Genomic DNA, 23,048 nt, shown 5'->3' with positions numbered 1-23,048 from the left:
AAGAAAGAGCCTGAGACATAACTCAAAAAGTTATGTTTCAGGCTCTTCGTATCCGAATAAACGGTGAAGACAGAACCGACTTCTTCCTGGTTCTCGGAGTTAAACACTTCTGTCCTAACCTCTTTCACTTTTCACTCCGTCACTTCTTTAAAATGTTTACTTTCTATAAAAATGATCCATCTTGATTTCAACTGCTTCGCCGCAAACATTAGCAAATTCTGCTGATAGTCGTCGAAGTTCAATTGCCTCATCTAATGAAAGATCTTCCGTTTGAAATTTTTCAATCAATCCTACTAATTGTTCTGTATTGTCATTCATACCATTACCACCTTTATTCTCCATTAACCACTTGTTCATACACCTTTTCATCTTAAACAGTTAAGATAAACTGTTCTTTATAAGACTTGGTTGCTTCCTTTATTGACTCTATTAAATGAGATTCACAATCAATATAGAGAATAATTGCTTCAAATCGATCCTTTGTCTCTCTTAAAAAACGCGTTAAATCATCAAGTGCGTTTTGTTTTGTTATTGTTTCATATGCAGGCATTTGTTTTGCACGAATAAAATTATGTGGAATTGCTCCAGGGTACCCAATAATTGCAATTTTCTTTACTGTGTGATCTTTCTTGACTAATTCCCAAATTTTGTCGATTTTCCTTGGATTGTTCCCTTTAATAATAATCATGTGATTTTGCTCCTTCATCTTTATCATATTTACCCAATATGACACAAAGAAACCGTATGATCATCAACTGGCACTTCTTTGTGTCCAGCGTTATTCATGCAAGATGATCTCCTCCTATTTTAAAAGCCTAGCGGGTTTGTTTAGCTCTGACAGTGAAATAGAAAAAATTGACTGTGACGTTTTTTGTCACATTTCACTTTTATCTTTTTTCCTAAGAGCTTCAATTCTTGGAGCTTTATCTTATAGAAATTGATGGGATTAGAGCAAAGCACTAGCCCGTGTAGCTAGGTAACATAAAACAAGTACAATCTAACCATATCATAGAAAAAAATAAATCAATAGAAAGAAAAAAGCTATCCGAGATTACTCTCAGATAGTCTTTCTTTTCTTATTTCACAGTCACTTTACCAATAGAATCATTGGCAGATACTGTTTGATTTCCTTTAGAAAGATCATAGTTTTCAACCACATCTTGGTTAGTGAAAACAACGATTAGATCAGATTTTTTACCAGCAGTTTCTAACGCTGCTAGATCGATTGTTGCAATTTTATCGCCTTGTTTCAAGACTTGACCTTCTTCAACATGTAAAGTAAAAGGCGCACCTTTTAATTCAACTGTATCTAAGCCCATGTGCAACAATACTTCAATACCTGAATCAGTTTGGATTCCTAAAGCATGTTTTGTTGGGAAAATACTTGTAATTTTACCAGCAACAGGAGTTGTTACTTCACCATCAGTTGGAATGACCGCAAAACCGTCACCCATCATTTTCACGGAAAAAACATCGTCTTGTACTTCTGAAATTGGAATAACTTTTCCGTTGGCAACTGCGTATAATTCCGTTTCTTTTGCAGTTACTTTGGGAGCTTCGGCTTTCACCTCAGGCTTTTTTGCAGGTTCACCTGAAATTGGTGCTGCGCCGTTACGGATTTTATTCATTTCATCCGCTACGAATTGTACTTCAGTTCCGACGATTACTTGAATATTTGTATCATCGATTACTTTCACACCTGGAACGCCAGTTGCTTTAATTTTTGCTTGATCAACTTTACTTGTATCACTTACAGTTAAACGTAAACGAGTTGTACAGTTGTCGATAGACGTAACATTTGCATCGCCACCAAGACCTTGATAGATCTTGCTTGCTAATACTGCAAATTTATTGTCACCAGTTGTATCGATATCTGGTGTTTCTTCGCCTTCACCTTCTTCACGACCTGGAGTCATCAAGTTGAATTTTTTGATTGCAAAATCAAATACGAAGAAGTAAAGAACAGCCATAACTAAACCTTGAACAATTAACATATATGGTTGATTTGCAATAGGATTACGTAGGCTTAACACGAAATCGACCAAACCAGCACTGAATGCAAAACCTGCTGTCCAATGGAAAATTGCAGAAATAAATAGTGAAATACCTGTCAAAATAGCATGTAAAACATATAAAGGCCATGCAACAAACATAAATGAGAATTCTAATGGTTCAGTAATACCTGTAAAGAATGATGCAAAAGCTGCTGCGATCATCAATGAAGCAGTTGCTTTTTTCTTTTCAGGACGTGCATTACGATAAATTGCATATGCACCTGCTGGTAAACCAAACATCATCATTGGGAAGAACCCTGCTTGATAGATACCAGTAATTCCTTTTTCACCAGTACCTGATAAGAAGTTTCCAATATCATTGATACCTGCAACGTCAAACCAGAATACTGAGTTTAATGCGTGATGTAATCCTGTTGGAATCAATAAACGGTTAAAGAATCCATAAAGACCAGCACCTACAGCACCTAATTTTGAAATAGACTCACCAAAAGCGACTAATCCAGAGAAAACAACTGGCCATAAGAAGAACAATACGCCAGAAGCTACTAACATTGCTAATGCTGTCATAATTGGTACTAATCGCTTACCACTAAAGAATGATAGCGCCATCGGTAATTTCACCTGACTAAATCGATTGTACATAGATGCAGCAATCAACCCAGATAAAATCCCGATAAATGCATTCTCAATTTTAGCAAATGCAGGATCTACTTGTTCTACTGGAATACCTTTCATAGCACCAACAGTAGCAGTTGAAAGTAACGTTGTTACAACTAAAAACGCCACCAGTCCGCTGAGTGCTGCCGCACCATCTTTATCTTTAGACATGCCTAATGCTAAACCTACTGCGAATAAAACAGGTAGATTATCAATAATTGCGCCACCGGCTTTAACTAGAAAAACAGATAGAAAATTTGGATCGCCTAAACCTGTCATTACGTTTGGATCAATCCAATACCCAATACCCATTAAAATTGCTGCAGCTGGTAATACAGCTACAGGAAGCATCAATGAGCGTCCCATTCTTTGCATATATGCTTTCATTTTTGTATCTCCCCTTGTCTTTTATTTGATCATCTTCAGCCGTTCAATATGAATAGCTAGATAACCTAATTCCTCGTTTGGTACTTGATAGTGAAAATTTCTCATTAACAAAACTTGAACTTTTTTCGATATCTCATAACTTTCTGCGTATTTCTTCCTTACGACATCCAAAATCTCATCGTCTAACACTGCATACTGACTTTGTTGAAAACGGTGAATAAACAATCGTAAATGATTCACTAGTCGCGAATAACTCAGACTCATCTTTTCATCATGGATGTTGATTCCTAATTCCTGCTCGATTAAATGAATAATTTCTGAAACGATTGTGACCTCACGAATACTTTTACTATTATCCGTACGACCACTACGAGCACTATGAATATGGATCGCAATGTAGCCTGCTTCATCATAACTAAATGGAATTTCTAACGTTTGCGTCAAATAATCCACCGCCCACTGTGCTATTGAGAACTCTTCTGTATAAAGAATCTCGATTTCATTTAAAAGCTTATTTCGCACAATGATATTATTTTGGATATTTTCAGCTGCAAACGCAATATGATCACTTAAACCAATATTGATATGTTCATTCAGCTTTTCACCAAGAATCGTCTCAGCATGAGCAATGATTTCTTCTGTGACAAAAAAATACTTTTCATCGATTTGTGATAATAAAACTTGAAGCTTTTTCAAGCCTTCAGGTTCCATCACAAACATTCGCTCCACTTGTTGTGGGGATAACAAATCATTTTTCTTTTTGTTAAAGCCCACGCCTTTGCCAACAGCTACTTTTTCTTGTTCTTTGTCGATGACGAGTACAGCATTTTGATTGAGCACCTTTTTAATTTTCATAAACATTCCTCTTCTGCAGAAGTAGATTGTCCGCTAACTTGCACCAAGACAACAAAAAAAGCATAGAACAATCCCGTCAAAATATGAGTATATCATATTTATTTGAAATTCTTCCATGCCTAGTATTATCTAGTCACATGAAAACGCTATTTGTTTTTGTTAACAGTGATAGTTTACAAAGATATAGACCATTTGTCAATCATTTTGATTCATTTTTTCTTCTTATTTCAAAAATCCATCAATTTATAGTTTAGACAGAAAAAAAGAGTAGTCTCTAAACGAGACCACTCCTGTTACATTTTATGCTTCTTCTTCAGGATCGGCATATTCATCTTCGTCATCGAAGTCATCATCCACATCATCTTCATCAATAATGGTCAGATCTTCTTCAATTCCTGGTAACTCTTCTTCTTCGTCATCAGAATCTGCACCGATTTCTTGCAGGTCTGAATTATAAGCTTTGATCTCTTCATCTTCTTCATCGTCGTCATCATCATAAAGAATATCGTCATCGTCTTCATCCGTTAATTCAGCATCTTCCGGATCATCATCGTTGTAGTCGATCACATCTTCATCATTGGCATCAATAATAAAGGCGTTGACTTTCTTACGTTTTCTACGGCGAGGTTTGTCTTCTTCATCTTCATCCAAACCATGTGTTACTTCTTCGTCGATAGAATCGATTGGATACCATGAGCGCAAGCCCCAACGGTTATCTCCAAGAGAGATAAAACTGCCATCAATATTTAAGTCAGTATAAAATTGTGCTAAAGAGTCACGAATTTCGCTGTCAGATTTTCCAAGATAGTTTTGAATTTGGTTTACTAAATCAGAGAAGTCCATCACATCTTCACGTTGTTCTAAAATTGCGTGCGCAACTTCGATCATGGATAATTCATCTTTGTTCAACCCGTCAAATACATTAATTTCCAAACGGTACACGTCCTTTCACAGTCTACTCCTTATCATACAAAAACATGAAGAAAAAATCAATTGATTATTGCATAATTAAGTAGTAAATTCTAGTTCTAAATGATATTCCCCTATTTTTTCTGCCTGAGAGCATAAATCATAATCAATCAAAATACTACCAGCAACTGGCTGATCTTTCAAACTAAAACGTAAATTACGGGTAAAAGTCGTGATTTGGAATAGCCCATAAGGTGTTTTATAGCTCGTTTCCAAACGTTCCTGATAAGCAAATTTCAAACGCATTCTCAGACCACCTGCCCGAATCAATTGAATCTTACCGTCTGGCTCAACTTTGATTGTTACAGGTACAGGTTCGCCCTCTTCCTGTTCCTCTTTGTAGCGAATATACAAAGTATCGCCAATCTTTACGATTTGACCTTCTAAATCAAAATAAAAATTCTTTTTCTCACCAGCTTGATCCACAACTGTTTTCAATTGAATAGATACTGGCGTTCCTTGTGATAAATCCATTAGAACACTCTCCTTAAGTTAAAAGGTGAATAGGCTCGTTTAGACTTGACAGAAAAATAGGAAAAATGAATTGTGACGCTTTGGGTCACACTTCATTTTTGTCTTTTTTTCGAAAGTCTAGCCTATAAACCTAGATAGAATTAAAAGCATAGCGGACTCGTTCTGGCTCGACTGAAAAATAGGAAATCATGACTGAGATGTTTTTTACCTCGTTCATGATTTATCTTTTTTCCGAGAGACTAGTCCGTGAAGCTAGATAGAATTAAAAGCGTAGCGGGCTCATCCAGCTCTGACAGGAAAATAGGAAAAATGAACCATAACACTTTTATCCTTAGTACATTCTATCCTTTTTCCGCACGATTTCAAGCCAAAGCTTCCGCAATCGTTTGATCAATAACTAAAATAGAACAACAGCGCCCAATCAATAATGGTTTGATGCCCTCTGCTTTTTCCTCACCGCAACCAATCACCATTACATCTGGTATGTTGACTAAATCCTCTACCTTAATGCCTAACATTCGCTGGCTTATTTCATTGTTGACTGTTTGGCCATTTTTGTCAAATAAGGATGCTACAGCATCCCCTTTGACCCCTGTTTCTTTAATAATCTGTAATTCATTTGCTTCGATATATCCAAGTCGTTTCCAAGTAGAGCTTTCATTTGGATTTCCTACGCCGATAATCGCAAAGTCAACATGCTTTGCTTGCTCCAGAGCTTTACTAACCAATTGAGACTTATTTAAAACTGTAGCCAATTCAATACTTTCAGCTAATGCTGGGGCATAAAAATACTGGCAACGACTATTGAGCTTTTCAGCTAATCTGAAAACTAAATGGTTTGTATCAAAGTAAAGATGCTCACTAGAGACACCACCGACTAAAGGAGCAATGTTGATTGTTGGAAATGAAGAATAGGGCATCTCATCAATCATATCTGCTAGTGTTGTACCCCATGATAAACCGATGTTCATCTCGACATTCAATCGTTCTTTAAGATAAAATGCCGCAATTCGGCTGACCTCTTTTTTGACTGATTGACTTTGTTTTTGTTCATTTGTAGGAACTACGATTACGTCATCAAGTTGGTATTTTTGCTCAAGACGCAACCCTAACTCAACCGCATATGCAGATTCATCCTTGATTGAAATGGAAACAACCCCTGATTCTTTTGCCTGTTGTAAAATTTTTGATATAACTGGTCGAGAGATCCCCATTTTTTTAGCAATTATGGCTTGTGTCAACCCTTGCTCGTAATACATCGTGACGATTTTCAACATTTTTCTACGATCTTCACTAATTTTCATCGTTAATTGTCAACCTCTTTCATTAGTTGTTCCACGGCTTGAACTAACGAATCGATTTGAGGTATTGCATGGGCCTCTAACGTTTTTTGAGCAGGCATTGGTACAAATTCCCCGCCTAATCGGACGATTGGTGCTTTCAACTTCAGACTGATTTTAGACTCGGCGATGATTGAAACTAGTTCACCACTAAATCCGCTATTTTTAACTGCTTCTGTTGCAATGATTACTCGATTCGTTTTTTCGACTGAAGTTAATAGTGTTTCTTTATCTAAGGGAACCAAAGTTCTTGGATCAATGACTTCCACTGAAATTCCTTTTTCTTTTACGATTTCAGCAGCGGCTAAAGATTTACTGACCATGATCCCTGTCGCAATAATCGTAACATCATTCCCTACTCGTTTAACATCAGCCACACCGATCGGTATCGTGTAAGATTCTGCTGGTACGACGCCCTCCGCTTGATATAATAGTTTGTGTTCATAAAACATAACAGGGTTATTGTCTTTTATTGCAGCGTGAAGCAAGCCTTTTGCATCGTAGGGCGTAGTTGGTTGGATTACTTTCAAGCCTGGAATATGTGCCATCCAATTTTCCAAGCTTTGAGAGTGTTGAGCCGCAGCTCCTGTACCTGATCCAGCTGCTGTCCGCATTACAAGGGGAACATTCGCTTTTCCACCGTACATATAATGGATTTTCGCTGCTTGATTGACCAACTGATCCATTGCCACAGTAATAAAATCAGAAAATTGTAATTCGATTATGGGACGCATACCGGTCATAGCCGCGCCTACCGCAGCACCTGCAATAGCACTCTCAGAGATCGGTGTATCACGAACACGTTGTTTTCCATATTTTTCTTGAAGTCCGCTGGTGGCACCAAAGCCGCCACCATATACCCCAATATCTTCACCTAAAAGAAACACTTGATCATCTTGTGCCAACGCTTCATCTAGTGCTTCATTGATTGCTTGTAAATACGTGACTGTTCTCATATTTTTTCCTCCGCATAAACATGAGTCCATAAATCTGCTTTTGTGGGCTCATCATCTAATTTTACTGAGGCGACTAAATCAGCCATTTCTTGTCGGATCGATTGTTCTAACTGTCTGATTCCCTTGCTTGTAATTTCATTATGTTCAAGCAGTTTTTTTTCTAAGCGTAAAATAGGGTCATTGTGTTCTTGCCACTGACGACACTCATCCTCTGATCGGTACTTCAACTTATCTGATTTTGAATGACCTTTGTGGCGATAGGTCAACGCTTCGATTAGTGTCGGTCCACCACCGTTTCTGGCTTTCTTCACTGCTTCAGAAACAGTATTTGAGACAACTGATAGATCGTTGCCATCAATCGTTATACCTTCGATACCGTAGCTTTTCCCACGCTCAGACAATTTCTCTATGTTGACCATTTGTTCGATCGAACTACTCATTCCATATTGATTATTTTCAATGAAATAAATAACTGGTAATTGCCAAATAGAGGCCAAGTTTAAAGCTTCGTGAAAACTACCCTCATTGGTCGCGCCATCTCCAGCATAGCAAAGGACAACTTGTTTTGTTCCTTGCATTTGGGCACTCAAAGCTGCCCCTGCCGCAATAGGAAAGCCTGCGCCCACGATACCATTTGAGCCTAGATTTCCTACTGCAAGATCTGCAATATGCATGCTGCCGCCTTTGCCTTCATTTGTCCCTGTTTTTTTCCCCAGCATCTCAGCAAACATACTTCTAATATCTGTCCCTTTAGCGATGCAGTGGCCGTGATTTCTATGCGTGGAAACGATCCAGTCGCTTTCATTTAAGAGACTTGCGCCACCAACTGCCGTTGCTTCTTGTCCGATACACAAATGCATCGTTCCGTATAGCTCCCCAGCATCAAAAAGTTCTTGAAGCGTTTCTTCAAAAATTCGTATTTGCCACATTTTCTTTAATGCCTCTAGCTCATCAATTGATGTGGTTGGCTCCTCTTTTACAGTTACTTGTTTCATTTTCTCGCTCCTTTTTACAATTGTTCCCTCCCGAATCATATGTAAACATTCTATAGTTTTCTTTAAGCGATAGCAAGATTTTCTCGTCAATTTTTGGTTTTCCTTAAAAATTCTCTCTTTTCCAAGTCATTTCTGCTCAGATTTGCATGATTTTTGGTTTAAATCGTATATAATAGAACATGGAGGTGGAGACAAATGTTATTTCATGATGAAGAAGCGATGTTATTTTGTATGCATTGCCAAAAAGAAACGCTCCATGACATTCAATATATGAATGAGATCATTTCTAGTATCGAATGTACTGAGTGTCACAACCAAATGAGTATTGATATTGATGCAATGAATCAATTTTATCATTATTTATATGAACGCTTAGTTTCTAAGCCAGGGCGCTTAACCGAAGAAGCTAGACAAGACTTCAGTAAATTTTTAGCTACTATGCCGATGCGGATCATTAGTAAACCAATGCGCTTTACAAATGAATATAATCAAATGAATAAAGAAGTGAAAGATTACGTTTCTCGCGTAAAACAGGATGAAAATCAAGATGACTAATTTAAATGAATTATTCACAACCAATACAGTCTTTTTATATGATCAAGAATTATTGATGAAACCAGATTATTTTCTACCTTTTGCCTTGACTGATGTTTTAACTACATTCTCTGGGATCAATCAGCAGCCGATCATTCATTTTTGGCAACTTGATCAAGCGATGATTCTTGGTATGAAAGATACTCGAGTTGCTGATTTGAACAGTGGATTGACTGCGTTGAAACAGGATGGCTATAACGTTGTAATTAGAAATGCTGGCGGCTTAGGTGTCATTGCAGATGAGGGTGTTTTAAATGTTTCACTAATACTACCAAATCCTACGAATAAAAAAATGAGCATTGATGAAGCCTATACCCTTATGTGGAACTGGACCAAATTGGCTTTTGAAGATTCTGACCATTCTATTGAAGCTTTTGAAATCAGCGAGTCTTACTGTCCTGGTACATTTGATTTGAGCATCAACGGTAAAAAATTTGCTGGGACAGCTCAACGAAGAGTAAAAGATGGCACGGCGATTATGTTATATATCAGTGTCAATGGTAACCAACAAAAGCGTGGGGAAAGTGTTCGCCGTTTTTATAAAGCCAGTTTGCCTGAAAGTTTTGGTAAAAATGGCTACCCTCCAGTTGATCCAACTGTGATGGCAAATTTAGAAGACTTGCTTCATAAAACACTAACTGTTCAAGAAGTGAAACAACGATTGCTTGCTGTCTTAGCTGAGAATAGACCAAACGTATTTGATAACCAAACACTACCAACACTATTCACATCTGAATGGTTTACTTCTGAAATCAGCAAACAAATGAATAAAATGCAACAGCGAAACCAATTATTGGACTGACCAGCGATAAGGAGTGAAAATATGCCAACGCCATATAAATATCAAATTTTACCAATCGAAAAAGTTTTTAGAGACCCTGTCCATAACTATATTCATGTCCAACACCAAGTTATCTTAGATCTAATCAATTCTGCAGAAGTCCAACGTTTGCGGAGAATCAAACAATTAGGTACCTCTTCTTTTACCTTTCATGGCGCAGAACACAGTCGTTTTGCTCATTCTCTAGGCGTCTACGAAATTACTCGCCGTATTTGTGATATTTTTCAACGTAATTATTCATCTGAGCGAATAGGATCGGATGGTTGGGATGATAATGAACGGTTAGTGACGCTTTGTGCTGCTTTACTTCACGATGTCGGTCACGGCCCGTACTCTCATACGTTTGAACATATCTTCAATACGGATCATGAAGCGATCACAGTAGAAATCATTACTTCACCAGAAACAGAAGTTTTTCAAATATTGAATCGTGTTTCGGCTGATTTTCCAAACAAAGTGGCTAGTGTCATTACTAAAAAATATCCGAATCCCCAAGTTGTTCAAATGATTTCTAGTCAAATCGATGCCGATCGGATGGATTACTTATTGCGAGATGCTTATTTTACTGGAACTGAATATGGAACATTTGACCTGACAAGGATTTTACGAGTGATTCGCCCTTATAAAGATGGCCTGGCATTTGCCATGAACGGTATGCATGCGGTTGAAGACTATATTGTCAGTCGCTATCAAATGTATGTTCAGGTCTATTTCCACCCTGTTTCCAGAGGAATGGAAGTTATTTTAGATCATTTACTTCATCGTGCTAAGGAATTGTATGAACAACAGCCTGAAGACTATCAACTGCATTCCCAACTATTGGTCCCTTTTTTTAAGGGGAATTTTTCTTTGCAGGAATATTTAAAATTAGATGATGGTGTCTTGAACACTTACTTTACGCAATGGACTTCTTTACCAGATCCAATTCTGAATGATTTGGCTAATCGTTTCTTGATCCGTAAACCGCTAAAATCAGTCACGTTTTCTGGCGATCAAGATTCTGTGACGATACGTCACCTGCAAGCCTTGATCGAGAAGGTCGGTTATAATCCCAAATATTATACTGCTATCAATTCAAGCTATGATCTACCGTACGACTTTTATCGTCCAGAAAAAAATAGCCATCGTACACAAATTGAAATCATGCAAAAAGATGGTACCTTAATTGAATTATCTAAAATCAGTCACCTAGTCGCAGCGCTTGCAGGTCAAACGCAGATCGATGAACGCTTTTATTTCCCAAAAGAAATGGTTGACCCTAAAAGACAACAACATTATGATTTATTTGATGATACTTACCGTGAATTTGCTGCCTATATTCACAATGGTGCATTAGTTGAATGGAAAAAATAAGAAGTTATTACAGGAGGAAGTTATGACAGTCAAATTAGTTGCAATCGATATTGATGGAACATTACTAGATTCAAACCGGAAAATCAGCCCTAAGGTGAAAGAGACACTGCAAAGAGCTAACGAAAATGGCATGTATATTGTTTTATGCACGGGACGACCTTTACCCGGCGTTAAAGAGCAATTAGCCGAATTAGATTTGTATGGTGATAATGATTACGTGATTACTTACAATGGTTCTCTAGTCCAAGCAACAAAATCAAATGAAATCATCTCTCAGTATGGGTTAAGCCATGATGACTTTTTAGAAATCGAAGCGATGTCACGCAAAGCAGGTGTCCATTTGCACACGATTGATGACCAAGCAATCTACACCGCCAATCGTGATATTGGTAAATACACAGTACACGAAGCCTATCTAGTAGATATGCCACTTAAATACCGAACCGTTGAAGAAATGACATCAGATATGTCGATCATTAAAATGATGATGATTGATGAACCAGCTATTTTAGATAAGGCAATCAAGCAGTTACCTGAAACGTTTGTCGATAAGTATACAACCGTCAAAAGTACTGAATTTTACTATGAAATCTTAAATAAAGAAGCAAGCAAAGGCAATGCATTAGCAAAACTTGCAGAACATTTAGGGATTACTCAAGCAGAAACAATGGCGATTGGTGATAACGAAAATGATCTATCTATGATTGAGTATGCTGGTATTGGTGTTGCGATGGGCAATGCAACTGAAAGTGTAAAGCAAGCAGCCGATATTCAAACAACAAGTAATGATGAAGACGGTGTTGCAGAAATTTTGCTAAAATATATGTAATAGTCTTATTGCTGTAAACACAGCGAGGTACGAGCATGGTACACAGTCCCTAATTGGTTCTCGGAATACCCCCTTCTATCTCGACCTCATCCTTGATTCAAATTAAAAAGCAGCTTGCAGTTATTTTGCAAACTGCTTTTTTTAGTAGCCATCTTAGTTGTTTTCTACTAAGGATCGTTTCTTCTGAGTTAGATATTGATAAACCTCGTAGGGATCTTGACATGTATCAAGTAAAGAATAAAATTGAGGATCATCTAATAAATTAACTAATTCCGCCATTGCGTTTAAATGTCGATTATTTTCTGTAGCAGCTAAACAAAATATATATTTGACTGGATCATTTTCCTTACTGCCGAATAGAATCGGCTGTTTTAGGACACTGATACTCATCCCTAACTGCTCAACACCATCTATCGGTCTAGCATGGGGTAACGCCACATGTTTAGATATCACCATATAAGGTCCTTCTTTTTTTGCAGTTTCGATTATGGTGTCAATATAGTTTCGGGTAATCCGTCCTTCTTTCAATAATGATGCTGCTGAAAAACGAATCGCTTCTTCCCAGTTTTTTGCAGGTATATTTAACTGAATCAATTCAGGAGCTGTTATTTCAAACAAACTTGGACCACCATCATCCAATTGGCTCGGCTCATCTTGGTTGATCAAGTACTCATATAACTCTTTTTCTAGCGCAGAGCCTTCTAATACAGCCGTATGTCGTTGAATGATTTCCATAATTTTTCCAACACTTGGCAACTTAAAATTAAAATTACCGATTTGCGTGTATACATCACTGATCAAGCGATATTTTTCTTGTGTATTCATGATCGGACTAACAATATATACAGGCTTCTTCGTATAAAAAAGTCGAATATTTGGAACAGTCGAAAAAATCAAATCATAAGAGTCTGACAGACGTTCAATCTCATTCGTTTCGACTGGGCCTAAAAAGGATAGCTCTGGAAACAGAGATTTCAGCTCTGTGTACACAATTGATGAACTCCCTATCCCATTTGGACAAACGATCAACGCGACCTTTTGAGAAGTCGTGTATTCATCGAAATTTGAACATAAAGAAGCAAAATGCATGGTTAAAAAAGCAACCTCGTCTTCAGGAATCGGATGTTCAAATAATGAAGCAATCGGTTTTAATGTTTCCTCAACAATATTGAATAATTCATGATATTCATCTTTGATCCGATTATGTAACGGATTAACAATCGGCAGCTTAAAATATAAACGGTAATACGCTGGCCTCAGATGAGCATATAGTTGGCGAACTACTAACTCTTGATTATTAAAACGAATACCCGATATCGCTTCAAAACGTAAAATAATCCGCTTAACAAGTTCCAGAATCGTTTCATAATCCTTAGTAGAGTCATTCGGACGCCCAACAGACAAGCCTAAAATCCACGCACAAAGATACAAATAAGCGGACTCATCCTCAATGCCAGATTGGGCCAAAATACTTTTGGAAAATTGATATTCCTTCATAGCAATCAAAGCATTCAATTGGAATTTGTCATAAAAAACAGTTGTGGTTGTCAGTAGTCGTTTCTTTAGAAAAATAAATGTATATAAAAATTCGATCAAGCGATTTTCTACAAATGAAAGACCATATTGTGTTGTATATTCTTCAATCAGTTGCTTCGTTGCTTCGACTGTTTCAATGTGATGTTTTTCGATAAACTGATCATAGATAAAGACCGTGTTATTTTCAGTTGAATCTAAAATAATCATTTTCATCAAATGATAGCGAATGTGCTCTTCATTTCCTGATAATCGATAACCATCTTTTCTTGTATAAACAAGTTGAATATTTTTACTTTCCAACTCAACTGTTAAATTTTTCAGATCATTGACGATCGTTGTCTTGCCAACTCCGAGTTCTTCGATAAAATGATTGATTGAAAGATACTCATCTGCATAATAAAATAGTAATAAATACAGATATTTTGATCGTTCAAAAGCATTCATCAAATACCCTTTAGCATATGTCTTGTCTGAAAGTATTGCAATAAAATGCTCTCGGAGTTGGTTGGTTAAAATGATCCGATTATTTTCGATCACTAATTTGGCTTCGGTTTCTAATGCAAGCAATTCATTGATTTTTTCCAACGAATATTCTAATTGTCTTTTAGTTAAACCAGTTTGTGTAGCTAATTCATTTATTTCATGTATCGAACGTTCGATCAAACGTTTCATTAGTTTTCTGGATCGCTCATCAGTCATTCAATCCCCTCCTCCAAAAGCAACTTTTTTTAATAGTAGATCTAATCTTTTTGTGTTCTGTGTTTAATGACAGCTTGTTTTAGTTGTTTAGCATTTTCCATGATCTCTTCTTGAGTGCCTTTCGTCAAAAGACTGCCAACCCCTATACAATCCACGCCACTTTCTAACCACTCATGAATATTCGTTAAATTAGCACCGCCAGATGACATGATTGGCAGATAGGGTGTTGGTGTTTTTAATGTTGCTATCACGGTCGGACCATAGTAGCTTGAAATTGGGAATGCTTTGACCATTGCTGCGCCAGCTTCAATTGCCGTCAGCATTTCCGTTACGCTAGTACAGCCTGGCATATAGGGAATTTGATATCGGTTGCAAAGTTTACAAACAGATTCATTATAGTTTGGCGCAATAATGAATTTTGCTCCTGCTAAAATTGCCAATCTAGCCGTTTCGCTATCTAACACAGTTCCAGCACCGACCAATAATTTCTCTTGGTATTGTTCATTCAACTGTTTAATCATTTCACCAGCATTTGGTAATGTATAGCTGATTTCTAGACAATCTACGCCACCTGCTAGACAGCCATCTGCAATTTCTATTGCTCTTTTTAGCGTTTCTACTCTGACAATCGCCATAATCTTTGTTGCTTCGATTCGATTTAATATATTTGTTCGGAACATGGTTGGCCCTCCTCTATAACGACCCAAATTTTTCTGTGTAATGATCCATAACCTGTGTTACTTCAGATAATGCTTCGACACTCAGCGGTTGAACTGGTAAGCGTGCTGTTCCAACTGCGATACCTTGATGACAGATAGCAGCTTTTAACACCGATGGAATCGTTCCTAGCTTTAAAATACGTCGAAATTCTTCTATACTATCTTGCATCACCTGTGCTTTTTCTATTTCACCTTCTAACCAGTGACGATAAATAGCTACATCGATTTCAGTTAAAACATTGGAAGTAGCCGCAATGGCTCCTGTAGCTCCAGCTTTTAAACCAGATAATATCAAAGAATCAGATCCCGATAAAACCGAAAAATCATGGTTTTTAGCTATCGCTAAGTATTCTTTGATCATTTCGATATTCCCGCTGCTATCTTTGATACCGATAATATTTGGATGCCCAGCGACCATCTCAACTACATGTTGGCTAATATTCGTTCTAGTATTTTTAGGTATATTATAGAGTAAAATAGGTGCGATATTCGCTTCGGCAATTGTTAAATAATGTTGGATCAATTCCACTTCCGTTGGCGCTACAAAGTATGGCGTAATCACAGATAGCGCATCTGCACCAAGACTTGTCATTTCTTTGGATAAAGAAATGACTTGGTCCGTACTGTTTCCTCCTGTCCCTACATAAACAGGGAGTCTACCACGAGTCTCGGCAATCACTATTTCAGCAAACCGCAACTTTTCTAAATCACTTAAGACATGAAATTCCCCATTCGTTCCAAGGATAAACAGACCATTTACTTTTTTATTGATCAAACGATTAACTAATTGTTTGGTGGCACTAGCATCTATTTTATCCGTCTTATCTAAGGGAGTGACCATCGCCGTAATAATTCCTTCTGCTTTCATTATCGTTCGTCCTTTCTTTACTAGGTTAAAATACTTTGCCCTAAAGTTCCTCCTGGATGCCACTTCACGTATTCTGTATTGGTGATCCCCTTTTCCTGCTGTAATAAGACGCTCAACGCTTGAAGGAGTAGTACTTCTACCAAAATAGAAGCTCGAGGTGGCTTATTTAAAGGATCGCCCTCTTGCTCTACACCAGCAAACAAAAAGCAGTCACTATTTTTTGAGAGCCAAGAATTCTTTTTGCCTGTAATAGAAATAATTTTAGCGCCATTATTTTTAAGTGTTTGAACAGTTTTTTTGAGTTCAGCTGTTTCACCACTATTTGAAATTGAAAGTACAATGTCGCCAGATCGAACTTGTCCTGCAGAGCCATGGATTGCTTCTGTACCATCTAAAAAATAAGCTGGTGTGCCTGTAGATGATAATAGTGATGCAATGTATTCAGCGACATGACCAGGCTTACCGATCCCCGTCACGTGGACTCGCCCTCCTTGTTTTTCTGAAGAAAGAATCAATTTCTTTGCTTCAAGTAAAGGTTCTACTGATATTGTTTGAATAAATTTATTGATTTCTCCAGATGTAGTTTCAAAAAAGCGAAGCAATACTTGATTGGTTTCTTGTGTTTCCATTTTATCTCAACCTCCAATCTATTCAATTAAGAAAATAGATTTAATACTTTTTCAATAAAAATACCGATTACATTGTAATCAATATTAGGGAAAGTCGAGCCTTCTAAGCCCATGCTGCCATAAACCGGATAAAGAATCGTTGGCAAAAATGCTAGTAATAACCCAACAATAAATGATCCTGCAACAGCACCACGCCAGCCGCCAGTCGAGTTTCCAAAAACACCAGCCGTTCCTCCAGAGAAAAAGCAAATGTGAGCTGCTGGAATAATCACAATTGGGAATTTAAAGATCACCATGATTGCTACACCAACGAGTCCGGCTGCGTATGCTGACAGAAAACCTACGATCACGGCTGTTGGAGCATATGGGAAAACCGTTGGTACATCTAGAGCTGGACGAGAATTTGGAATAAACTTCTCTGATATTGAAACGAACGCTGCTGTAATTTCCGCTAAAAACATCCGGACACCTGTCATTAAAATTGACATTCCTGCAGTAAATGTAAATGCTTGAATCATTGGGAAAACTAACCAGTGAGTAGTTCCAGCCAATTCCTGTGTAACATCACGACCAGCTTTTAAAGCGGATACATAAAATAGAATCAACATAATCACTGCAACACCCATTAAAAAGTCTCTGAAAAAAGAGAGCCATTTAGGAAAATTGATATGTTCTGTACTTTTATCTTCATGTTTACTAAACAGTTTACCAATATAGCCTGACAATGAGTAACCAATCATATTAAAATGGCCGATCGCAACATCATCACTCCCAGTAATTTTTCGCATAAAAGGTTGACATAGCTGAGGCAACGCTGCTGAACAAAATCCTAAGATCGTTCCGCCAATAATAATTGCTGCAATATCTGAAATGCCGTGGGATTTGATGATCAAAGACAGAACACAGGCGAAAAATAAACTATGACCCGTTGTAAAAAAGATATTTTTCATTGGTGTGATCCGCGCAAAAATTAAGTTCATTACAAATCCTAAAATCAACGTACAAGATGTCACCAAAGCGTATTGCTCTTGTGCCATAGCAGTTGCAGCCTCAGGTGAAGCAACAACGCCGACAATATTGAACCCTGTTTGAAACAGTTTATTGAAATTTTGCAAAGCACCTGTCATCAATGCACCACCCGCACTAAAAACCATGAAGCCGATAATCGTTTTGAAGGTTCCAGTTAAAATTTCTGTTCCTGTCTTCTTTTGAGCGACAAGTCCAACAAAGGCAACAATACCAAGCAAAATTGCTGGTGTACTTAAAAAACTAATAATAAAATCCACTTTTTTTCATCTCCTTATGTGTAAAGCGGTGTCAGCTAGTCAAAAAATGACTTAATTTACTTTCAATCTCGACTTTATCTACTATGTTATTGATGCCAATGATTGTTTGTTTTAACCCCTGTGTTTCTAGCTCCTTAGCAACATCCGCTAAAGTAATCAATAAGTCACCGTCAAATCCCGATACTGCATCTAATGAGGAATGCTCAACTTGAATTGGAAACCCATTTTCTTTGATGACCTGCTCTGTTTTTATTTTTAACATCAAACTTGAACCTACTCCTGCTCTACATGCTACAAGTGCTTTATGCATACGTCTCATCTCCTATTCTGTTTTAATGATATAGTCTAAAATATCCATTGGTTTTTCCGCTGTGTCTAAAATCTGATAAAAACGTTGATCACTTAATAAATTAACTAGCTCAGCCATTGACTCTAGATGCGTCTCACTATCTTTAGCGCTCATGCAAAAAAGATACTTAACAGGATCATTACTTTCATTACCAGACACAACAGGATTTTTTAACGTTGTAATTCCCATTGCTAAATCAAGTGCACCACATTGTGTAGGCGCATGAGGTAGTGCAACATGTTTTGTGACTACAATGTAAGGTCCAAGCGTTTGTGTTGTTTCAATAATTTTTTCGATATAGTCAGCTGTGATTTTTCCTCCATTGAGTAAAGGTTCGGCAGATTTTCTAATCGCATCCTCCCAATCTAACGCTTCAACGTTTAGCTGAATAAATTCTGGTTTTATCATCTCACTTAACAATATGCAACACCCCTTTTGAAATTCACCAAGCGTACGACTTATTGGTTCCTTTTCAATATAAGCTGTTTATGAAAGGGTTTCAATCTCTTTTGATTCCTTATTTTGTTTACCTCTGAAACAAAGAGTGGTCTTGAAAATCAAGAAAGTTCAACAAAATCAGCTATCTGATAAAAAGGATTCATCAAATGTCATATATCTCGATCAAACGGTTTCTTGATCGACTTATTCATTTCAATAAATAGATTTCTTATAAACAATAATTGAACCGAATCGTTTAAATTCAAGAAATCGATTGTATTTTCTCATGATTTTTCCATAATTGTTTTCATTTTCAAAAAAAAGAAAACAAATCAGCCTCGATTTGCTTTCTTAACTCTATTTTCTTATTTTTGTTGCCCTGCTTGCCATTGTCGCACAGCCCATTTATGACTACCGCGCTTTAGCAACTCAATTCCTTGCTCCACGGATACCCAACTAATCGTGTTGGTTTTCTCCAGTGGTTCACATACTTGTTTCCAGCTATCTGCAACAAAAAAATAACCTGGATTATAATAATCGGTACTTCTATGTCTTGAATGGAAGTATTCGTCTGCTTGTCCCAGATAATCACCAATCACCACTTCTACCCCTAGTTCTTCGAGCATTTCACGATGAATCGCTACTTCTTTTGTTTCGCCTGGTTCAATTTCGCCGCCCGGTAAAAAATAAGCTCCATTTGGTGCTTGAACTAAAACTATTTCTGCACCATTACTTCTTGATACAATAATATAAGCACCCAGCCTTTTTTGATATACTATTGTTTCCGATTTTTCACCGAATGACGGTGTTTCCATAAAAACAACTCCCTTATCGTTTAACCTAATTTTACATGAGAATTTTCTCATGAACAAGTATTATCTTATCGTTTTACTCACATTTTCCATAAAGTCTATGCTACTATAAAAATATCTGCAGATTTTTGTAATGATCTGCGATAATTATCCATTTGTGAAAGGAAGATAACTCATATGAAAATGGCTCACACGTGTGTTCGTGTCAAAGATTTAGAAGCGTCGTTGGAGTTTTATCAAAAAGCATTCAATTTTGAAGAAAGCCGTCGTCGTGATTTTCCAGAACATAAATTTACTTTAGTTTACCTAACTTTACCTGGTGACGGTTATGAACTAGAGCTAACGTATAATTATGACCATGAAGCGTACAATTTAGGAGACGGTTACGGTCATATCGCTATTAGCACAGATGAAATTGAGAAGCTACATGAAGAACAAAAAAATGCTGGTTTCACTGTTACAGATATGAAAGGTTTACCAGGAACTCCGCCATCATATTATTTTATTACTGATCCAGATGGCTACAAAATCGAAGTTATTCGTACTCGCTAGTCTAAAAACAGTTACTTACTTTTTAGGTCTTACCTAAGGTGTGAGTGGCTGTTTCTTTTTGACTAATTATCGTACTTAACTAATTGCAACTGATTTAAAGTTGATTTGTAACCTTATTTTTTGAAAAAGTGATACACTGTTATTCTACATATTAATTGAGGACGTGATCAAATGACAACAACTATCGGTATTGCTGGAAATCAAATTATTCAATCGGTTGATGTATTTAACGGAAACCATGTGAGTTATACACCACAAGGATTTGTGACAGCTGTTCAAAATGCAGGCGGATTACCTATCGTTTTACCTATTGGTGCAGAGGAAACTGCTGCTGCCTATATTTCTAAAATCGACAAATTATTGTTAGCAGGGGGACAAGATATTTCTCCTGATTTCTTTGGAGAAGAGCCACATCCTAAACTTGAAGAAACAAATCGAAATCGTGATCTCTTTGAATTGGCTTTAATCAAAGAAGCGATCAAACAACATAAACCGATTTTTGCCGTTTGCCGCGGCATGCAATTAATCAATGTTGCGCTAGGCGGTACTTTATATCAAGATTTATCGTTATACACTGACTGGACTATAAAACATGGTCAGCAACCTACACAACCACAATTCGCAACTCACAGTATTCAAATTGAAAAAGACAGCACTCTGTATCAAGTATTTGGACAAACATACCGTGTCAATTCTTATCATCATCAGGCAATCAACACGTTGGCATCGTCTCTAAAAATCACTGCAAAATCGGCAGATGGGATCGTAGAAGGCATTGAAGCGATCGATGCGAGCCGACGATTGTTAGGCGTTCAATGGCACCCGGAGCTTCGCTATGAAGTCGATTCTAAGGAATTTAAATTATTCGACTATTTTGTGAATCAATTATAAAAATAAAGTACGGTAAGAAGTCGACAACTATCGATCTTCTACCGTACTTTTTAATTAGTCTATTTTGATTTAGAAATCAAAATTATCTGGATCAGGACCTAAACGCTCATTTGTATTCAGGTTGTTGATTCGTTCCATATCTGCTCCACTTAATTCAAAGTCAAAAACATCAAAGTTTTGTTTAATCCGTTCCTCATGAACTGATTTTGGAATTACGATGATATCACTTTGCAAATGCCAACGGATGATTACTTGAGCTGCTGTTTTATTGTATTTTTTCCCGATCTCAACTAACGTTGGATTTTCTAAAATTTTACCTTGTCCTAATGGAGACCACGCTTCAACTGCGATGTTGTTCTCTGATAAAAATTTACGTAATGGTTCTTGTGTCAATGTAGGATGAATCTCGATCTGATCAACCATTGGGACGACTTTAGCTTCTTTCAACAACTCTTTAAGATGATGTTCATGGAAGTTTGAGACCCCAATCGCTTTTGCACGACCACTTTGATAGATCTCTTCAATAGCACGCCAAGAATCCTTATATTTACCTTCTACAGGCCAATGGATCAAATAGAGATCAACATAGTCCAAACCAAGTTTTGTTAAACTTTCATCAAACGCTTTTAGCGTTGACTCATAGCCTTGATCTGCATTCCATAATTTTGTTGTTACGAAAATGTCTTCTCTTGGAATACCTGATGCTCGAATCCCTTCACCAACACTGACTTCATTTTTATACGCTGCAGCAGTATCGATCAAGCGATAACCAGCTTGCAAAGCCCATTTTACAGAATCAACTGCTTCTGCTCCGTCCTTCACTTGCCAGACCCCTAAACCTAAACGCGGAATAATTGAACCATTCGCTAACTCTTTTGTTTTCTTAAATGACATCTTTTTTTCATTCCTTTCTTTGAAAAAGTACCACTACTTTTAGTATACTCCTTAAAATATCAGAAGCAAAATATGTAGATTATATGAGATTAGCTTTTACCTTTCCGTTAAACATAAGACTTACTAACTGTTTACTCTAATTGGCCAGCTCGCGTAGCGTATTAATGTTTAAAGGGTACTCACTCTTTTTCAGTTTATCAATTGCTAACCCTTTATCTTTTTGTAGTTTATTGACTTCTTCCTTACTATATTCATCATGATTCGTTAATTGATAAACTGCAATCAATTGATTCAATTTTTCAGCATATTGGATATCCGTAGCATATTTTACAGTCAAAAAAGTAGTTGCTTCCCGATAATTGTTAGTTTCGTTTTTCCAAGTACCTTTATAAAACTCAGAATTTCCAATTAATCCCTCTTTTAACAAGCGTGCATAATCTTCTAAAGATTCTTCATATGACGGATATTGCCGAAATAGTGCCTCAACAATATAGAAATGACCTTCTCCATCATCTTCTTGCGTCTTCATGACTATTGATCTGCCTTCATAATCCCCTTTAATTCCAAATAAATTGTAAAATGGCGCCTCGGATAAACGACTACTGCCAGCTCCTGATTCTAAAATTGCTTGAGCAATCATCACCGAAGCATACAAATCATATTTAGATGCAAGCCTTTCAGCAAAACCACTAATAACCTGAATAAATTCTTCTATTCTTTGATTTTTGATAAATAACGCTGTATCCACTCCCTCATTCCCCTTCTCAAAAGTCTTGTCAGCTAAAGCTAAGGCGAGCGGTTCAACTGCTTGTTCTTCTTTTACAGGTTGATTTTCCCTTATCTCTTCATTGAGGTTTTCCAAATAGTTTGATGAATCTGCCGTTTGAAATCGTTGCAGCTCTTTAATCGGTGCACCAACAGCCAAACTTGGTAATATTATTGTAATCATCATTAAAATTGTAAACAACACTTTCTTTTTCATGAGCATCTCCTATTCTTGATCATTCTTCTAAAATAGTAATACGCATTTAATTCCCTTTCTGATCAAAAATAGTCCTATTTTCTATTTTTTCTTGTTTAAGTACAAAAAAAAGAAAACAACGAATGACT

General features: G+C 37.1%; 25 protein-coding genes. 6 read left to right on the top strand and 19 right to left on the bottom strand.

Translation table 11 applies throughout. The annotated features are described in order from the left end of the window. Positions 1–156: 156 nt before the first annotated feature. The 9 genes from A5819_RS18995 to A5819_RS14130 all read right to left on the bottom strand — a co-directional run bounded on the left by A5819_RS18995 (position 157) and on the right by A5819_RS14130 (position 8,648). The gene (locus tag A5819_RS18995) at positions 157–357 is read right to left on the bottom strand and encodes a hypothetical protein (protein ID WP_139843304.1); all 201 of its coding nucleotides are present in this window, start codon (positions 355–357) and stop codon (positions 157–159) included. A gap of 13 nt (positions 358–370) precedes the next feature. After that, a complete protein-coding gene (locus A5819_RS14165) occupies positions 371–688 on the bottom strand; it encodes a hypothetical protein (protein ID WP_086279394.1) in 318 nt (105 codons plus the stop codon). Between the two features lie 388 nt (positions 689–1,076). Then, on the bottom strand, positions 1,077–3,059 hold the full coding sequence (nagE, locus tag A5819_RS14160) for an N-acetylglucosamine-specific PTS transporter subunit IIBC (protein ID WP_086279393.1): 1,983 nt from the start codon (positions 3,057–3,059) through the stop codon (positions 1,077–1,079). 21 nt (positions 3,060–3,080) lie between these two features. Further along, the gene (locus A5819_RS14155) at positions 3,081–3,914 is read right to left on the bottom strand and encodes a PRD domain-containing protein (RefSeq protein ID WP_086279392.1); all 834 of its coding nucleotides are present in this window, start codon (positions 3,912–3,914) and stop codon (positions 3,081–3,083) included. Between the two features lie 300 nt (positions 3,915–4,214). After that, positions 4,215–4,847 (bottom strand): DNA-directed RNA polymerase subunit delta, encoded by a 633-nt coding sequence (rpoE, locus tag A5819_RS14150; RefSeq protein ID WP_176271434.1) that lies wholly within the window; start codon positions 4,845–4,847, stop codon positions 4,215–4,217. Positions 4,848–4,922: 75 nt separating this feature from the next. Next, positions 4,923–5,357, bottom strand: coding sequence for a DUF1934 domain-containing protein (locus tag A5819_RS14145; protein WP_086279390.1), 435 nt, complete (start codon positions 5,355–5,357; stop codon positions 4,923–4,925). 362 nt (positions 5,358–5,719) lie between these two features. Further along, positions 5,720–6,661, bottom strand: coding sequence for a sugar-binding transcriptional regulator (locus tag A5819_RS14140; protein WP_086279389.1), 942 nt, complete (start codon positions 6,659–6,661; stop codon positions 5,720–5,722). Between the two features lie 2 nt (positions 6,662–6,663). After that, positions 6,664–7,653: an alpha-ketoacid dehydrogenase subunit beta gene (locus A5819_RS14135; protein WP_086279388.1), complete on the bottom strand. Its 990-nt coding sequence runs from the start codon at positions 7,651–7,653 to the stop codon at positions 6,664–6,666. Next, positions 7,650–8,648, bottom strand: coding sequence for a thiamine pyrophosphate-dependent dehydrogenase E1 component subunit alpha (locus tag A5819_RS14130; RefSeq protein ID WP_086279387.1), 999 nt, complete (start codon positions 8,646–8,648; stop codon positions 7,650–7,652). The genes A5819_RS14135 and A5819_RS14130 overlap by 4 nt, the downstream gene beginning before the upstream one ends. Before the next feature lie 195 nt (positions 8,649–8,843). On the opposite strand from A5819_RS14130, the gene A5819_RS14125 reads away from it, so the two are divergent. Genes A5819_RS14125 through yidA form a run of 4 tightly spaced genes read left to right on the top strand, consistent with a single transcriptional unit; the run spans position 8,844 to position 12,265 of the window. Then, positions 8,844–9,203: a hypothetical protein gene (locus tag A5819_RS14125; protein WP_086279386.1), complete on the top strand. Its 360-nt coding sequence runs from the start codon at positions 8,844–8,846 to the stop codon at positions 9,201–9,203. Positions 9,204–9,258: 55 nt separating this feature from the next. Continuing rightward, entirely contained in the window at positions 9,259–10,044 is a 786-nt protein-coding gene (locus tag A5819_RS14120; RefSeq protein ID WP_254907316.1) for a lipoate--protein ligase family protein, read from the top strand. 21 nt (positions 10,045–10,065) lie between these two features. Then, positions 10,066–11,436 carry an HD domain-containing protein gene (locus A5819_RS14115; protein WP_086279384.1) on the top strand — a complete coding sequence of 457 codons (1,371 nt, stop codon included), beginning with the start codon at positions 10,066–10,068 and terminating at the stop codon, positions 11,434–11,436. Positions 11,437–11,458: 22 nt separating this feature from the next. Further along, entirely contained in the window at positions 11,459–12,265 is an 807-nt protein-coding gene (gene yidA / locus A5819_RS14110; protein ID WP_086279383.1) for a sugar-phosphatase, read from the top strand. A gap of 153 nt (positions 12,266–12,418) precedes the next feature. On the opposite strand, the gene A5819_RS14105 is transcribed toward yidA, so the two are convergent. The 8 genes from A5819_RS14105 to A5819_RS14070 form a co-directional block, all read right to left on the bottom strand. Then, positions 12,419–14,500 carry a BglG family transcription antiterminator gene (locus A5819_RS14105; protein WP_086279382.1) on the bottom strand — a complete coding sequence of 694 codons (2,082 nt, stop codon included), beginning with the start codon at positions 14,498–14,500 and terminating at the stop codon, positions 12,419–12,421. 41 nt (positions 14,501–14,541) lie between these two features. Beyond that, entirely contained in the window at positions 14,542–15,180 is a 639-nt protein-coding gene (locus tag A5819_RS14100; RefSeq protein WP_086279381.1) for a ketohydroxyglutarate aldolase, read from the bottom strand. A gap of 13 nt (positions 15,181–15,193) precedes the next feature. Continuing rightward, on the bottom strand, positions 15,194–16,087 hold the full coding sequence (dapA, locus tag A5819_RS14095) for a 4-hydroxy-tetrahydrodipicolinate synthase (RefSeq protein WP_086279380.1): 894 nt from the start codon (positions 16,085–16,087) through the stop codon (positions 15,194–15,196). Between the two features lie 20 nt (positions 16,088–16,107). Then, a complete protein-coding gene (locus A5819_RS14090) occupies positions 16,108–16,716 on the bottom strand; it encodes an SIS domain-containing protein (RefSeq protein WP_086279379.1) in 609 nt (202 codons plus the stop codon). Between the two features lie 26 nt (positions 16,717–16,742). Then, on the bottom strand, positions 16,743–18,002 hold the full coding sequence (locus A5819_RS14085; RefSeq protein ID WP_086279378.1) for a PTS ascorbate transporter subunit IIC: 1,260 nt from the start codon (positions 18,000–18,002) through the stop codon (positions 16,743–16,745). Between the two features lie 31 nt (positions 18,003–18,033). Further along, entirely contained in the window at positions 18,034–18,312 is a 279-nt protein-coding gene (locus tag A5819_RS14080) for a PTS sugar transporter subunit IIB (RefSeq protein WP_086279377.1), read from the bottom strand. A gap of 12 nt (positions 18,313–18,324) precedes the next feature. Then, positions 18,325–18,771, bottom strand: coding sequence for a PTS sugar transporter subunit IIA (locus A5819_RS14075; RefSeq protein WP_086279376.1), 447 nt, complete (start codon positions 18,769–18,771; stop codon positions 18,325–18,327). Between the two features lie 383 nt (positions 18,772–19,154). Continuing rightward, positions 19,155–19,604, bottom strand: a complete 450-nt coding sequence (locus A5819_RS14070) for an NUDIX hydrolase (protein WP_086279375.1) — start codon at positions 19,602–19,604, stop codon at positions 19,155–19,157. A gap of 174 nt (positions 19,605–19,778) precedes the next feature. Here A5819_RS14070 and A5819_RS14065 point away from each other — a divergent pair, with 174 nt between their 5' ends. Then, positions 19,779–20,153 (top strand): VOC family protein, encoded by a 375-nt coding sequence (locus A5819_RS14065; RefSeq protein WP_069644781.1) that lies wholly within the window; start codon positions 19,779–19,781, stop codon positions 20,151–20,153. A 171-nt stretch (positions 20,154–20,324) separates the two neighbouring features. Next, the gene (locus A5819_RS14060) at positions 20,325–21,044 is read left to right on the top strand and encodes a gamma-glutamyl-gamma-aminobutyrate hydrolase family protein (protein ID WP_086279374.1); all 720 of its coding nucleotides are present in this window, start codon (positions 20,325–20,327) and stop codon (positions 21,042–21,044) included. A gap of 69 nt (positions 21,045–21,113) precedes the next feature. On the opposite strand, the gene A5819_RS14055 is transcribed toward A5819_RS14060, so the two are convergent. Together A5819_RS14055 and A5819_RS14050 are read right to left on the bottom strand one after the other, a co-directional pair. Beyond that, entirely contained in the window at positions 21,114–21,938 is an 825-nt protein-coding gene (locus A5819_RS14055) for an aldo/keto reductase (RefSeq protein WP_086279373.1), read from the bottom strand. Positions 21,939–22,074: 136 nt separating this feature from the next. Continuing rightward, complete coding sequence (locus A5819_RS14050) at positions 22,075–22,920, bottom strand: glucosaminidase domain-containing protein (protein ID WP_254907278.1); 846 nt, start codon at positions 22,918–22,920, stop codon at positions 22,075–22,077. Positions 22,921–23,048 lie beyond the last annotated feature (128 nt).

Origin of the sequence: Enterococcus sp. 7E2_DIV0204 (assembly GCF_002140855.1) — a bacterium.
GTDB lineage: Bacteria > Bacillota > Bacilli > Lactobacillales > Enterococcaceae > Enterococcus_L > Enterococcus_L lemimoniae.
The sequence above is the reverse complement of the archived record's forward strand: the minus strand, read 5'-3'. Positions and strand labels throughout refer to the sequence as shown.

Coding starts and splice junctions, on each gene's coding strand:
- A5819_RS18995 (WP_139843304.1), bottom strand. CDS start 357: ATGAACAAGTGGTTAATGGAGAATAAAGGTGGTAATGGTATGAATGAC.
- A5819_RS14165 (WP_086279394.1), bottom strand. CDS start 688: ATGATTATTATTAAAGGGAACAATCCAAGGAAAATCGACAAAATTTGG.
- nagE (WP_086279393.1), bottom strand. CDS start 3,059: ATGAAAGCATATATGCAAAGAATGGGACGCTCATTGATGCTTCCTGTA.
- A5819_RS14155 (WP_086279392.1), bottom strand. CDS start 3,914: ATGAAAATTAAAAAGGTGCTCAATCAAAATGCTGTACTCGTCATCGAC.
- A5819_RS14145 (WP_086279390.1), bottom strand. CDS start 5,357: ATGGATTTATCACAAGGAACGCCAGTATCTATTCAATTGAAAACAGTT.
- A5819_RS14140 (WP_086279389.1), bottom strand. CDS start 6,661: ATGAAAATTAGTGAAGATCGTAGAAAAATGTTGAAAATCGTCACGATG.
- A5819_RS14135 (WP_086279388.1), bottom strand. CDS start 7,653: ATGAGAACAGTCACGTATTTACAAGCAATCAATGAAGCACTAGATGAA.
- A5819_RS14130 (WP_086279387.1), bottom strand. CDS start 8,648: ATGAAACAAGTAACTGTAAAAGAGGAGCCAACCACATCAATTGATGAG.
- A5819_RS14125 (WP_086279386.1), top strand. CDS start 8,844: ATGTTATTTCATGATGAAGAAGCGATGTTATTTTGTATGCATTGCCAA.
- A5819_RS14120 (WP_254907316.1), top strand. CDS start 9,259: ATGAAACCAGATTATTTTCTACCTTTTGCCTTGACTGATGTTTTAACT.
- A5819_RS14115 (WP_086279384.1), top strand. CDS start 10,066: ATGCCAACGCCATATAAATATCAAATTTTACCAATCGAAAAAGTTTTT.
- yidA (WP_086279383.1), top strand. CDS start 11,459: ATGACAGTCAAATTAGTTGCAATCGATATTGATGGAACATTACTAGAT.
- A5819_RS14105 (WP_086279382.1), bottom strand. CDS start 14,500: ATGACTGATGAGCGATCCAGAAAACTAATGAAACGTTTGATCGAACGT.
- A5819_RS14100 (WP_086279381.1), bottom strand. CDS start 15,180: ATGTTCCGAACAAATATATTAAATCGAATCGAAGCAACAAAGATTATG.
- dapA (WP_086279380.1), bottom strand. CDS start 16,087: ATGAAAGCAGAAGGAATTATTACGGCGATGGTCACTCCCTTAGATAAG.
- A5819_RS14090 (WP_086279379.1), bottom strand. CDS start 16,716: ATGGAAACACAAGAAACCAATCAAGTATTGCTTCGCTTTTTTGAAACT.
- A5819_RS14080 (WP_086279377.1), bottom strand. CDS start 18,312: ATGCATAAAGCACTTGTAGCATGTAGAGCAGGAGTAGGTTCAAGTTTG.
- A5819_RS14070 (WP_086279375.1), bottom strand. CDS start 19,604: ATGGAAACACCGTCATTCGGTGAAAAATCGGAAACAATAGTATATCAA.
- A5819_RS14065 (WP_069644781.1), top strand. CDS start 19,779: ATGAAAATGGCTCACACGTGTGTTCGTGTCAAAGATTTAGAAGCGTCG.
- A5819_RS14060 (WP_086279374.1), top strand. CDS start 20,325: ATGACAACAACTATCGGTATTGCTGGAAATCAAATTATTCAATCGGTT.
- A5819_RS14055 (WP_086279373.1), bottom strand. CDS start 21,938: ATGTCATTTAAGAAAACAAAAGAGTTAGCGAATGGTTCAATTATTCCG.
- A5819_RS14050 (WP_254907278.1), bottom strand. CDS start 22,920: ATGAAAAAGAAAGTGTTGTTTACAATTTTAATGATGATTACAATAATA.